At 46.5% G+C, this 14,235-nt stretch carries 9 protein-coding genes; 6 read left to right on the top strand and 3 right to left on the bottom strand.

Going from position 1 to position 14,235, the window contains the following annotated elements; genetic code table 11:
- The first annotated feature begins 17 nt into the window (after window positions 1-17).
- The 3 genes from BTW01_RS13190 to BTW01_RS13180 are packed head-to-tail and all read left to right on the top strand — an operon-like array spanning window position 18 to window position 8,337.
- Complete coding sequence (locus BTW01_RS13190) at window positions 18-953, top strand: isochorismatase (RefSeq protein ID WP_162103414.1); 936 nt, start codon at window positions 18-20, stop codon at window positions 951-953.
- Window positions 954-973: 20 nt separating this feature from the next.
- Window positions 974-8,113, top strand: a complete 7,140-nt coding sequence (locus BTW01_RS13185) for an amino acid adenylation domain-containing protein (protein ID WP_162103413.1) — start codon at window positions 974-976, stop codon at window positions 8,111-8,113.
- Between the two features lie 14 nt (window positions 8,114-8,127).
- A complete protein-coding gene (locus BTW01_RS13180) occupies window positions 8,128-8,337 on the top strand; it encodes an MbtH family protein (protein WP_162103412.1) in 210 nt (69 codons plus the stop codon).
- Window positions 8,338-8,385: 48 nt separating this feature from the next.
- Here BTW01_RS13180 and BTW01_RS13175 read toward each other — a convergent pair whose 3' ends face one another.
- The 3 genes from BTW01_RS13175 to BTW01_RS13165 all read right to left on the bottom strand — a co-directional run bounded on the left by BTW01_RS13175 (window position 8,386) and on the right by BTW01_RS13165 (window position 11,637).
- Window positions 8,386-9,063 carry a YukJ family protein gene (locus tag BTW01_RS13175; RefSeq protein WP_162103411.1) on the bottom strand — a complete coding sequence of 226 codons (678 nt, stop codon included), beginning with the start codon at window positions 9,061-9,063 and terminating at the stop codon, window positions 8,386-8,388.
- Window positions 9,064-9,176: 113 nt separating this feature from the next.
- A complete protein-coding gene (gene ald, locus BTW01_RS13170) occupies window positions 9,177-10,313 on the bottom strand; it encodes an alanine dehydrogenase (RefSeq protein ID WP_162103410.1) in 1,137 nt (378 codons plus the stop codon).
- A 100-nt stretch (window positions 10,314-10,413) separates the two neighbouring features.
- Window positions 10,414-11,637: a helix-turn-helix domain-containing protein gene (locus BTW01_RS13165; protein WP_162103603.1), complete on the bottom strand. Its 1,224-nt coding sequence runs from the start codon at window positions 11,635-11,637 to the stop codon at window positions 10,414-10,416.
- Window positions 11,638-12,199: 562 nt separating this feature from the next.
- Between BTW01_RS13165 and BTW01_RS13160 the strand changes: the two genes are divergently transcribed.
- The 3 genes from BTW01_RS13160 (at window position 12,200) to essB (ending at window position 14,179) form a co-directional block, all read left to right on the top strand.
- Window positions 12,200-12,493, top strand: coding sequence for a WXG100 family type VII secretion target (locus tag BTW01_RS13160; RefSeq protein WP_162103409.1), 294 nt, complete (start codon window positions 12,200-12,202; stop codon window positions 12,491-12,493).
- Window positions 12,494-12,563: 70 nt separating this feature from the next.
- Window positions 12,564-12,803: an ESX secretion system protein YukD gene (gene yukD, locus BTW01_RS13155; RefSeq protein ID WP_162103408.1), complete on the top strand. Its 240-nt coding sequence runs from the start codon at window positions 12,564-12,566 to the stop codon at window positions 12,801-12,803.
- Between the two features lie 14 nt (window positions 12,804-12,817).
- Window positions 12,818-14,179 (top strand): type VII secretion protein EssB, encoded by a 1,362-nt coding sequence (essB, locus tag BTW01_RS13150; protein ID WP_162103407.1) that lies wholly within the window; start codon window positions 12,818-12,820, stop codon window positions 14,177-14,179.
- The last annotated feature ends 56 nt before the right edge of the window (window positions 14,180-14,235 follow it).

Below are 14,235 nucleotides of genomic sequence, written 5' to 3'. Positions count from 1 at the left end.
TGAGAGGGAGTGTTCAAATGGCTATACCTGCCATTCAGCCGTATCAAATGCCGACAGCAGCTGATATGCCGCAAAACAAAGTGTCATGGGTGCCTGCTCCAAATCGGGCAGTCCTGTTAATCCACGATATGCAAAACTATTTTGTCGATGCTTTCACAGCGGGAGCATCTCCGGTAACAGAGCTATCTGCGAATATACGCAGGCTGAAGGATCAATGTGTCCAGCTTGGGATACCTGTCGTCTATACTGCACAGCCAGGCAGCCAAAATCCAGCTGACCGGGCGCTCTTGACAGACTTTTGGGGCCCGGGATTAAGCAGCGGCCCTTATGAGGAGAAAATTATAACCGAGCTGGCACCGGATGATAATGATCTCGTGCTGACAAAATGGAGATACAGCGCGTTTAAGAGAACGAATTTGCTTGAAATGATGCGAAAAGAGGGACGGGATCAGTTGATTATTACCGGAATTTACGCCCATATCGGCTGTCTCGTTACAGCATGTGAAGCATTTATGGAGGATATTGAAGCTTTTTTTGTGGGGGATGCAGTTGCTGATTTTTCATTAGAAAAACATCAGATGGCGCTGGATTATGCGGCTGGACGCTGTGCGTATACTGTGATGACTGACAGCCTTCTCGATCAGCTGAAGAATGCGCCGGCATACACGCGAAAAACGGCACTAAACACCCGCAAAGAAATGTTTACTTGTGAGAAGATCCGTAAACAAATTGCTGAGCTTCTTCAAGATAAACCTGAAGATATTACGAATCAAGAGGATTTGCTAGACCGAGGGCTTGATTCAGTAAGGATCATGACATTAGTCGAACAATGGCGGCGTGAAGGAGCCGAGGTGACATTCGTGGAATTGGCTGAACGCCCGACGATCGAAGAATGGCAAAAATTGCTCGCCACCCGCAGTCAGCAAGTGCTGCCAAACGCGGATTATTTATAAAAGGAGGGGGAAACAGACGGATGCCCGAGACAAAAGATCTTCAATTTTCTTTAACCGGAGCGCAAACTGGCATATGGTTTGCTCAGCAGCTTGACCCGGACAATCCAATTTACAATACAGCGGAATATATCGAAATCAATGGACCAATCAATATTGCTTTATTTGAAGAAGCTTTGCGGCATGTGATAAAGGAAGCGGAATCGCTGCATGTCGGCTTCGGTGAACATATGGATGGGCCTTGGCAGATGATAAACCCGTCTCCGGATGTACAGCTGCACGTCATTGACGTAAGCTCTGAGACTGATCCGGAAACAACAGCATTAAACTGGATGAAGGCAGATATGGCAAAGCCGGTTGATTTAGAATATGATCCTTTATTCAATGAAGCTCTGTTTATAGCTGGTCCTGATCGTTTCTTTTGGTATCAGCGCATTCACCATATTGCAATCGATGGTTTCGGTTTTTCTCTGATAGCCCAGCGTGTGGCAAGTACGTATACCGCACTGGTAAAAGGACAATCAGCTGCAGACCGACCTTTTGGACCGCTGCAGGCTGTTTTGGAGGAGGATACAGCTTATCGCGGATCAGAGCAGTATGAAAAGGATCGTCAATTTTGGCTGGCGCGTTTTGCTGATGGACTTGAAGTTGTGAGCTTGGCTGATCGGGCGCCAAGAACATCTAACAGTTTTCTTCGTCATACAGCATATCTGCCTCCGTCTGATGTAAATGCGTTAAAAGAAGCAGCGCGTTATTTCTCAGGAAGCTGGCATGAAGTCATACTTGCAGTGTCAGTTGTTTATGTGCACCGTATGACTGGCTCAGAGGATGTTGTGCTCGGTTTGCCGATGATGGGACGGATAGGTTCCGCATCACTAAACGTACCGGCTATGGTAATGAACCTTCTCCCGCTCAGGCTGTCTGTCAGCTCTTCGATGCGTTTTTCTGAATTGATTCAGCAAATTTCCCGGGAAATCCGCAATATTCGGCGGCATCATAAGTATCGACATGAAGAGCTTCGCCGCGATCTAAAATTAATAGGAGAAAATCATAGATTATTTGGCCCGCAAATCAATCTCATGCCGTTTGATTATGATCTTGACTTTGCCGGAACCCGAGGCACAACGCATAATCTTTCTGCCGGGCCTGTTGAAGATTTATCAATCAATGTCTATGACAGAATGGACGGCAGCGGACTGCGGATTGATGTGGACGCAAATCCTGAGGTATACAGCGAATCTGATATAAAGCTTCATCTGCAGCGGATCTCGCAGCTGCTGAAAGCGGCTTCAGCCGGGGAAGATATGCTGATTGGGCAGATGAAGATTCTCTTGCCACAGGAGAAAGAACAAGTCATTCGTAAATGGAATGAGACTGAAAAACTTGAGAAGTCGCTCAGCCTTCGGGAGATGTTTGAAAAGCAGGCAACCATTACGCCGGAACGTATCGCTCTTATAAGTGATGGCGTTCAAGTGAACTATCAAGAGCTGAACGAAAAGGCAAACCGCCTTGCGCATCTGTTGATCGAAAAAGGCCTTGGTTCAGAGCAATTTGCCGCTTTGGCACTGCCGCGTTCTCCAGAGCTGGTGGCATTGATGCTTGCTGTGCTCAAGACTGGTGCGGCATATCTTCCGCTTGATCCAGAGTTTCCGGCCGATCGAATTTCTTACATGCTGGAGGATGCAAAACCTTTCTGCATCATAACGACTGAGGAAATAGCAGCCCGTCTGCCTGATAAACTGGCAGTACCACAGCTTGTGCTTGATCAGGCTGTTACACAGGAGGTTGTAAAACGCTATTCGCCGGACAATCCGAATGTATCGGTTTCTCTTGCACATCCTGCGTATATCATTTATACCTCGGGATCAACAGGAAGGCCGAAAGGTGTCGTTGTAACGCTGAAAAGCTTAAGCAACTTTCTGCTGTCCATACAGGAGGCATTTTCTCTAGCAGAAGAAGACAGGCTGCTGGCCGTGACGACTATCGCTTTTGATATTTCAGCATTGGAGTTATATCTTCCGCTGATCAGCGGGGCGCAAATCGTGATCGCAAAAAAAGAAACGATCCGTGAGCCGCAGGCATTAGCTCAAATGATCGAAAATTTCGATATTAATATCATGCAGGCGACACCGACATTGTGGCATGCTTTAGTCACGAATGAACCTGAGAAACTTCGGGGGCTCAGGGTGCTTGTCGGAGGCGAGGCGCTGCCGAGCGGTCTTTTGCGGGCGCTCCAAGATCTTCAATGTTCAGTCACGAATTTATACGGTCCGACTGAAACAACGATTTGGTCTGCAGCAGCTTTTCTTGAAGAAGGGCAAAAGGGTGTTCCGCCGATTGGCAAACCAATTTGGAATACACAGATATATGTGCTTGATAACGGTTTGCATCCGGTGCCGCCGGGAGTTGTCGGCGAGCTTTATATTGCAGGAACCGGCTTGGCCAGAGGTTATTACCGCCGCCCTGATTTAACAGCTGAGCGTTTTGTTGCAGATCCATACGGTCCGCCGGGAACTCGGATGTATCGGACCGGAGACCAGGCCCGCTGGCGTGCAGATGGGGCTTTGGATTATATCGGGCGGGCCGATCATCAAATGAAAATCCGCGGATTCCGAATTGAACTAGGAGAAATTGAAGCCGTGCTTGCCAAGCATCCGGACATTGAACAGGCTGCTGTTGTCGCGCGGGAAGATCAGCCGGGAGACAAACGATTGGTGGCGTATGTAGTGGCTGCGGCAGCTATTGATCTTGCCGAGCTTCGCCGTTATGTCGGTGACAGTCTTCCTGACTATATGGTACCGGCAGCATTTATGAAGATGGACGAGCTGCCATTAACACCGAATGGAAAGCTCGATCGAAAAGCACTGCCGGTGCCTGATTTCAGTACATCTGTCAGCGCTCGCGCACCGCGGACGCCTCAAGAAGAAATATTGTGTGATTTGTTTGCAGAAGTTCTCGGTTTGGCTCGTATCGGTATTGACGACAGTTTCTTCGAGTTGGGCGGACATTCGCTTCTTGCAGCACGTCTGGTGAGTCGCATTCGCGAAGCAATGGGAGCTGAACTCGGCATCGCTAAGCTCTTTGACATTCCGACAGTAGCAGGACTAGCTGCTCAGCTTGATCAAGCGCAGAGTGCACGGCCCGTTTTGCAAAGAGCTAAACGACCAGAAAGAATTCCGCTTTCATTTGCTCAGCGCCGGCTATGGTTCCTCCATTGTCTGGAAGGGCCGAGTCCTACTTATAATATTCCGGTTGCTGTCCGTTTGTCTGGCGGGCTGGACCAAGGAGTGCTGCAAGCTGCACTTTATGATCTCGTCTGCCGCCACGAAAGCCTTCGGACGATCTTCCCTGAATCACAGGGGACATCCTATCAGCATATTTTAGATGCTGATCAATCACGGCCTGATTTGCATGTTACTGAAATTAGTGAACATGAGCTTTCTGAGCAGCTTGCTGAAGCTGTGCGCTACAGCTTTGATCTGGCAGCTGAACCTGCTTTTCGTGCAGAGCTATTTGTTATCAATCCTGACGAGTACGTGCTGCTCCTTCTCGTACATCATATTGTCGGGGACGGCTGGTCCTTGGCGCCGCTGACCCGCGATCTTGGGGAGGCCTATGAAGCTCGCTGCCACGGAAAAGCTCCCGATTGGGCGCCTCTTGCTGTGCAGTATGCAGACTATGCGCTTTGGCAGCAAGAATGGATTGGAAGCGGGGATGATCCCAATAGCCTGATTGCGAGACAGCTAGCTTTCTGGAAAGAAAGTTTAAAGAACCTGCCTGATCACCTTGAACTGCCAATTGACTATTCACGTCCGGCTGAGCCGAGTCATGCTGGAGATATGATTCATTTTCGTATTGAACCTGAGCTTCACAAGCGATTGCAGGAGCTTGCCCGCGCAAATAGGGTGAGCCTGTTTATGGTGCTTCAATCAGGTCTCGCTACTTTATTGACAAGGCTCGGGGCCGGCACTGACATTCCGATTGGCAGTCCGATTGCGGGCCGTAATGATGATGCCCTAGGCGATCTTGTTGGGCTGTTTATTAATACGTTGGTGCTCAGAACCGATACATCAGGTGACCCAAGCTTCCGTGAGCTTCTTGACCGTGTGCGGGAAGTGAATCTGGCAGCCTATGAAAATCAGGACCTGCCGTTTGAACGACTTGTGGAGGTGCTGAATCCAGCTCGCTCGCGATCGACACATCCTTTATTCCAAATTATGCTCGCATTTCAAAACACACCGGATGCTGAACTGCATTTTCCTGGCATGGAAAGCAGCCTGCGGATCCACACTGTCGGATCTGCCAAGTTTGATTTGACGCTGGAAATCAGTGAAAACCGTCTTGCTGACGGAACACCAAACGGATTGGAAGGATTGATTGAATATAGCACTGACCTTTTCAAGCGGGAAACTGCTCAAGCTTTTGCTGACCGTCTGTTGCGCTTGCTGGAGGCTGCTGAATCTGATCCTGACGAGCAGATCGGACATTTGGACATCCTTAAACCTGAAGAGCGCAGCATCATGGTGGCAGATTGGCAAAGTGTTTCTGAAAACATTTCGCACGCAAATTTGCCGGAACAGTTTGAGAAACAGGCTGCTTTACGTCCAGATGCCGTTGCCGTCGTTTATGAAGATCAGTCACTAACCTATGCAGAGCTAAATGTAAGAGCAAATCGGCTTGCCCGAATGCTGATCAGTGAAGGCGTCGGGCCAGAGCAAATTGTAGCTTTGGCACTGCCGCGGTCATTGGAAATGGTCATCGGGCTACTGGCCGTGCTGAAAACCGGCGCAGCTTATCTGCCTCTCGATCCTGACTATCCGGCTGAGCGAATTGCTTTTATGCTGAAAGATGCACAGCCTTCGTTTATTCTGACGAATACAAAAGCTGCTGAAAGCATTCCGCCAGCGAAAAACGTACCGAAAATGGTGCTGGATGACATCAAAATGGCAGAGAAGCTAAACACATACCGAGCTGATAATCCCAATCATACAGATCGAATTCAGCCGCTTTCTCCATTGAATACAGCGTATGTCATTTATACATCCGGCTCAACAGGGGTTCCAAAAGGTGTGCTGATTCCCCACCAAAATGTAACGCGTTTATTTGCAGCGACTGATCAGTGGTTCCATTTCAGCTCAGACGATATCTGGACCATGTTCCATTCCTATGCGTTTGACTTTTCTGTATGGGAGATATGGGGACCCCTGCTGCATGGCGGACGCCTTGTGATCGTGCCTCATCACGTCAGCAGATCACCGGAAGCGTTTCTGCGTTTGCTTGTCAAAGAGGGTGTGACCGTTTTAAATCAGACACCGTCAGCTTTCTATCAATTTATGCAAGCGGAACGGGAGCAGCCGAATCTCGGACAAGCACTCAGTCTGCGCTATGTCATTTTTGGCGGCGAAGCACTTGAACTCAGCCGCTTAGAGGATTGGTATAATCGTCATTCTGAAAATAGACCGCAGCTTGTCAATATGTATGGAATTACAGAAACGACTGTGCATGTGAGCTATATCGAATTAGACCGAAGCATTGCAGCGTTACGGGCAAACAGCTTGATCGGATGCAGCATTCCCGATCTTGGCGTTTATGTGCTGGACGAACGCTTGCAGCAGGTCCCGCCGGGTGTTGCCGGAGAGCTGTATGTATCAGGAGCGGGGCTGGCACGAGGCTATTTAGGACGCACTGGATTAACAGCAGAACGCTTTATAGCTGATCCTTTCGGTCCTCCGGGCACCCGGATGTATCGGACTGGAGATGTGGCCCGCCTTCACGCTGACGGCACTCTCGACTATGTCGGGCGTGCTGATCACCAAGCGAAAATTCGGGGCTTCCGAATTGAACTGGGAGAAATTGAAGCCGCGCTTGTTCAGCATCCGCAGCTTGAAGATGCGGCTGTCATTGTACGCGAGGATCAGCCGGGAGATAAACGTTTGGCAGCTTATGTCATACCTTTCTCGGAAGAAACGTTTGATACGGCGGAGCTGCGCAAATATACCGCTGAGAGGCTGCCGGATTACATGGTGCCTTCTGCCTTTGTGATGATGAAAGAATTGCCTCTGACACCGAATGGAAAGCTTGACCGTAAAGCGCTGCCTGCCCCAGATTTTGGAGGAGCAGTGACAGGACGCGGACCGAGAACGCCGCAGGAAGAAATCCTCTGTGACCTGTTTATGGAGGTGCTGCATTTACCGCACGTCGGCATTGATGACCGATTCTTTGATATAGGCGGACATTCCTTGCTTGCTGTTCAGCTGATGAGCCGCATTCGTGAAGCGCTCGGCGTTGAACTCAGCATTGGCATCCTATTCGAAGCGCCGACTGTTGCCGGGCTTGCAGAAAGACTTGAAATGGGTTCAAGCCAAAGCGCACTTGACGTTTTGCTGCCGCTCCGAACAAGCGGAGACAAACCTCCTTTATTCTGCGTGCATCCGGCAGGCGGACTCAGCTGGTGCTATGCCGGTTTGATGACAAATATAGGAACGGATTATCCTCTTTATGGCCTGCAGGCACGGGGAATCGGGCAATGCGAGGAGCTTCCGCAAACTCTCGATGACATGGCTGCCGATTACATTGAACAAATCAGAACAATCCAGCCGAAAGGCCCCTACCATCTGCTTGGCTGGTCTCTGGGCGGGAATGTCGTTCAAGCGATGGCTGCCCAGCTGCAAAATCAAGGAGAAGAAGTATCCTTATTGGTGATGCTGGATGCCTATCCGAACCACTTCCTTCCTATAAAAAAAGCGCCTGATGATGAGGAAGCGCTTATTGCCCTTCTGGCGTTAGGCGGATATGATCCAGACAGCTTAGGAGACAAACCGCTTGATTTTGAAACGGCAATTGAGACTCTTCGCAGCGACGGCAGTGCGCTCGCGAGCCTTGATGAATCGGTCATTTTAAATCTGAAAAATACGTATGTCAATTCTGTCGGCCTATTAGGCTCATATAAGCCGAATACCTTCCATGGAAATGTCTTGTTTTTCAGATCAACAATCATTCCTGATTGGTTCGAACCGATTGAACCTGATTCGTGGAAGCCGTATATCAATGGACAAATTGAACAGATCGAAATCGACTGCCGTCATAAAGATCTTTGTCAGGCTGAACCGCTTGCCCTAATCGGCAAGGTTCTCGCTGTCAAACTGGATGAGATGAATAAATAAGGAGGAAATAACAGATGGCAAACCCTTTTGAAAATGCGGACGGCACATATTTAGTGCTGATCAATGACGAAGGCCAATATTCCCTGTGGCCCGAATGTATAGATGTACCGAGCGGCTGGACAATTGTTCATGAGCAAAAAGGGCGTGAGGCTTGTCTGGACTATATCCAATCACATTGGAGCGATATGAGGCCAAACAGCCTAAAGACGATTGAAAACATGTAATCAATAGTATAAAAAAAGAGACTGCCCGCCGCAGTCTCTTTTTCTATCTTACGCAGAAGTTTGAGTATGGTCACAATCTCTGACCGGGTTTCCATTTTCGTCCGTACACCAAGATTGGGATAAAAATGCTAAAAACACAGCGACCCACTGATCTGCAAATTGAATTAGAATCCCCCCGTCATGCCAAGAACCATTGTCTTTTTTCCAGCGGGTATCCATTGCGTTCCCTTGATTCATATGGATGTTGTGCATGCCATTGGTCGGGGCGAAGCCGAAGATCTTATCTGGAGCCTGTTCAGGTCCGAACTTCGAGCCGAAAATATAAACCGGTGCCTTCTCCTCCTGCGCTTTTTTCATATAAGCTTCAATAAAGTCATTTAAATCATTATCAGGCCCCGTAATTTCATGCGGCAAAGGCTTCATGTCACGCGGGTCAAACAAATTGCCCCGCACATAATCCAGCGCCACTTCACGGTTTGCCTCGTTGATCCTAGTATATCCATACGGCATGTTCGGAAGGATGGTGATCGAGCTCGAATCAAACTGATCGTCAGCCAAATACAATACTTCAGATTCCTCAGAACTGGACATGACATTGATGGCGCACCTGTAATACGTATTCTCTTCACCGAGCATTTTGACTTGGAAGTGAGGACTGTCATCATCGGTTTCCCGCTTCATCTCTAAGACAATACCTTTTAACACGCCATATTGCTGAACAGCCATATGAATCCTCCTTTATGATCAAGTTTCATCGTTCCTATTCGTGACTGTGTCTCTTTATTCCTTTAAAAAGATAAAAAAAGCCTGCAGAAATCTTTCTGCAAGCTCAATGTGAATTAAGCACCCGCCACAGATGACTCGTCCTGTAAAGCTTTTTCGGCAGGTACATACTCATACCCTAAATCCTTTGCAACAGCTTCATAAGTCACGAGTCCGTTTGCTATGTTTAAACCAGCTCTTAGTGCGGAACTGTCTGCGAGCGCTTTTGCTGCCCCTTTGTTTGCGATTTGCAGCGCGTAAGGAACAGTAACATTAGTCAAGGCAATTGTTGAAGTACGGGGGACAGCGCCAGGCATGTTCGCTACAGCGTAATGGACAACGCCGTGTTTTTCATATGTCGGCTGATCATGTGTGGTCATATGGTCGACAGTTTCGACGATGCCGCCTTGGTCTATCGCGACATCGACAATCACCGAACCGGGTTTCATTTGTTTTACCATTTCCTCTGTGACAAGAGTCGGAGCTTTAGCCCCCGGAATCAAAACCGCGCAAATGAGAAGATCTGCTTCTGCCACAGCATCTGCAATATTGACCGGGTTAGAAATCAACGTTTTTATCTGATGGCCGAAGATGTCATCAAGCTGGCGAAGACGATCTGCGTTTAAGTCGATGATAGTCACATCTGCTCCGAGGCCGACAGCCATTTTCGCCGCATTTGTGCCGACAACGCCTCCGCCGATAATCGTTACTTTTCCACGGGAAACGCCTGGCACTCCGGCAAGCAAAATGCCTTTTCCGCCTTTAGGTTTTTCTAAAAATTGAGCGCCGATTTGCGCTGCCATTCTGCCCGCAACCTCTGACATTGGCGTCAGAAGCGGCAATGTCCGGCCGTCACTAACCGTCTCATATGCGATTGCTGTAACTCCTTTATCTTTTAAGGCCTGTGCAAGCTCAGGCTCAGCTGCTAAATGAAGGTACGTAAACAATACAAGCCCTTCGCGGAAGTAGACATATTCCTCGGGGAGCGGTTCTTTCACCTTCATGACCATGTCGGCATCCCATACCTGTTTCGGGTTAGTAATGATTTCCGCTCCTGCTGATTCATAGGCTTCATTATCAAATCCGCTTCCAAGGCCCGCGCCTGTTTCAACCAGCACGCGGTGGCCGTTTGAAATCAGCTGTGAAACGCCTCCAGGTGTTAGTGCGACGCGGTTTTCATTGTTTTTAATCTCTTTAGGAACCCCTATGATCATATCTGTCTCCTCCTATATCTTGATAGGTTTAGTGTAGCTTGATTTTTCGGAAAATTCTTTGTTTGAATAAGAAAATAAAAAAACATGGATTTGTGAAATTTCACAAATCCATGTGCCGAAGTTTGATATCTAAGTAGATGGTGAATTTTTGGTTCACATTTTTTAAATCAATTTCAGCGATCTGGCTGATCCGCTTAAGGCGGTAATTCAGCGTATTGACGTGGATATTCAATACTTTGGAGGCGGCATTCACGTTGCTGTCTGCTTCAATAAAACGCTCGAGTGTTTCTACCATATTTGACTGGTGATCCCGGTCATACTCTTCCAGTCTGGAGAGCGAATAATTCAAATAACCCGTCTGTTTTCGTTTTGCATCTAAGACATCCAAATATTGATAAATGCCCAGCTCAGAAAAACTGAAAAGACGTTTTGTCTCTTCTGCGAACCGTTCCTTCACTTTTAAGGCGGATAATGCTTCCTGATAGGAGCGGGAGACAAAAGAAATAGAATGATATATTCCGCCAAACGCGATAGAAACGTCTTCTATTTTATAACGTTCCTTTAGCTGTTTTTGCGTACTGAAAGCAAACTGTTTTACATCTTGAAAAGGGTGGTCTGTTTTGGGGGCGGTTAAAATAATGAGTTCATTGGAATCTACTGTCGCCAGAAGAACATGAACCTGCTGGGTGGTTTCCTGCAAGTATTGCAGCTGCTGTTCGATTTTTTCAGTCAGCTCGCCGTTTATCCTGATAATCATTACGGAAAACTCAGAAGGGGCGACCATTCCAAGCTTGTGGAATCCATCCGCCATGTCATGCTCCTGATAAATGTGCCCGGTCAGCAGTTTCCAGAAAAACTCTTGGCTGCGTTCTTCATTTTTTGTTTTCCTGATTTGAAGTTTGAGAAGCTTGTTCCTCACAGCTTTTGTTGCCATTTGCAGTGTCATCAGATCATCGTCTGACAATGTTTTTTGGATCTCAAGCGCCCATATAAACCCGAGCACTTGGTTGTTTTTCCAAATGGAGATGGCAACGCGATTGCTCAGTCCGACTTCGTCTATTTGCTTTACTTTGATTGGTTTGTCTGTTTTTAGCAGAGCTGGAATCGTTCCGTCTTTCCACAACTTGTTGATGACCTTCTCGGGTACTCTTCTGCCAATAATCGTAGACGTTCGGGCAGGATCTGTGCAGTCGCTGTGTGTACTGTAGGCAAGTAGCTTGTGATTGACATCCTCTATCGTAATCGGGCAACGCAGCACGTCGCTGATATGATCAGCCACATCTTCAAGCCGGTCAAAACTGTATGTAAACGGATCAGTTGGCATGGTCATAAATCTCCCCTACTTTTCATGCTTGATTACTCTTTGACAATTCATCCCCTTCCTTTTATTATGATTGTTATTGTTTGTGAAAATCAACAACAAAGAGAGAAGCCAAACAAAACAATGACATGGCATGCTGAGTGAAATGTCTTATATATTGGTGATATTTTCTTCCTTTTATAGTACAGTTGTATACATTACATAATACGAAAGCTTACCCTAATATTCTTCTAGAGAAGTCATCGGGGCAAAGAAAGAAAAAAACTGAACCTTTCAGAAATGGTGCTCTGGCATTACATATTCTGAAAGGTTTTTTTGGGAGTTGGAGAGCTATTTGGGTCTTTTGGATTATTCGGAGGATAAAGAGAAGATTGAGAAAATAAACCTAGTTGTTTAACAATATATAACATTTTTAAGTGAAGTAAGATAAACCATTGGACTCATTTTGTAAAATTAAAACATATTTGTTTGACTGTGCCGAAAAACTGTTTTTATAATAATGACGTTCTAAAAATAAGTGAATTAGCCCATATTTAGGCTGATGGCACAGGAGGTAATGAGGAATATGGCAGGATTAATTCGTGTCACACCCGAAGAGCTAAGAGCGATGGCGAAACAATACGGCATTGAAAGCCAAGAAGTGTTAAATCAGGTTGATCGTTTAAACCGAATGATTTCTGATTTGAAAAGCATGTGGGAAGGTGCTTCAAGTGAAGCGTTCGCAGATCAATACGAGCAGCTCAAACCTTCATTTATCAAAATGTCAGATTTGCTTCAAGATGTGAATCAACAGCTTGATCAAACAGCAAATACACTTGAGTCTACTGACCAAGACATCGCAAATCAAATTCGCGGATAACAGTATGAAAGGGAAGGAGCGCCTGATTCACAAGAAGACGGCGCTTTTTCTATGTAAGGGTGAACCTGAAATGTATATTGATATTACAATAGATTTGAAACATTATAACGGAAGTGTCTTTGATCTCAGATTGTCTGATTACCACCCGGTGAAAAAAGTAATTGATATTGCTTGGCAGGCTCAAAGCGTAACAATACCTCCGCGCGAAGGGCACTGGATCAGAGTAGTTAATAAGGATACGGTGTTTTCCGGAGAATGCAAGCTATCTGATTGCGGCATTACAAACGGAGACCGGCTTGAAATATTATGAAAGGATCTGGTTGAATGTCAGGAAAACAAAAATCATATCTAGAAAATCAATTAGAAGCCGTTGCCGAGAAAACAGACGCCGGCTATACATTTACCTTTCAGCGGGAAAAAATAAAGCTTCTGGACGGTCTCGAAGCGAATGTGATCAAAGATGTAAATCCATTTTTTCATAAAGAGATCGATGTGACGGATGATGAAGTGATCATCACAATCCAACCTCCTCCCTCCTATAAAGCATTCCGCTTCATGAAAGCTAAAGATAAAAAAAGCAAATGGCAGTTTGCTTATCAGCTTGTTCAGGCTGTACAGCAGCACAATTTGTCGAGGCTGAATGTAATTGTCGCTCCTGAAAACATTGTATTCGACAAAGGTCTGACGCCTTATTTTCTCCATTATGGCGTAAAAGAAAGCATTCCTCCCTACGAGCATGATGAGGAAAGAGTATGGGGCGAGCTGAAAGCAACAGCGGCTTTGGCAATTGACGGCGCTTTTGCGTTTGAAGACTACCTGAAATTCAATGAAACGCTGACGTTCTCTGCAGAGGCCAAGGCGATATTGGATGCGGCGTCCTATGATGACCTGCTTGAGCTGATTCAAACCCATATCGATGAGCTCGAAGCCAAAGCGAAAACATTTATACATATCCCGAGAAAAAAGTGGAACATCCAGCGATATATCGGTCTCGGGCTGATTGTTTTGCTTGTACCCGCTCTTATTTATTCGTTGTACTCCTTATTTTTCGCGCAGCCTAAGCACCAGGCGATAGTGGACAGCAATCGCGCTTTCCTAAACAAGCAGTACAGTGAGGTCATCAGCACACTATCCAAGTATGATGGGGAAAGCCTGCCCGAATCGGTGCAGTATCAGCTGGCGACGTCTTATGTTGAGGTTGAAAGTATAAATAGTGATGAAAAGAAAAAAGTAGAAAATAACTTGGTTACACTGCAGTCAGATCCACAGCACTTCCTTTACTGGATAGATATAGGAAGAGGCGAGAATAAAGAAGCTATAAGTATCGGAAGAAAGCTTGAATATAATCCCTACATTGGGTTGGGTTTGATCAGATATAAGGCTGAGATACTAGCAGATGAAAGTATGAAAGATGATGAGAAACAAAAAGAATTGGACTCTATACAGAGCGAGCTTGATCAAATAAGAAAACAAATCAAAGAACAAAAAGAACAAGAGTTGTCTGACACGTCAGAAGCTGATACAACCAGCCAAACTGCTGAAGAACAGACTGACGAAGAGAAAAAGCAAGCTGAAGAGAAAGCGGCAAAAGAAAAAGCCGCAGCCGAGGAAAAAGCAAAAAAAGAAGAACAAGCGAAGAAAGAAAAAGAAACAAAAAAGAAAGATGAGAAAAAAGATGACAAATAACACGGGAAATGAAGTACAGGTCATCGCATGCCCCCGTTCGGCCGTTAGGAGGTTTG

The organism is Bacillus sp. SKDU12 (genome assembly GCF_010093085.1).
Taxonomy (GTDB): Bacteria; Bacillota; Bacilli; order Bacillales; family Bacillaceae; genus Bacillus; species Bacillus mexicanus.
The sequence above is the reverse complement of the archived record's forward strand: the minus strand, read 5'-3'. Positions and strand labels throughout refer to the sequence as shown.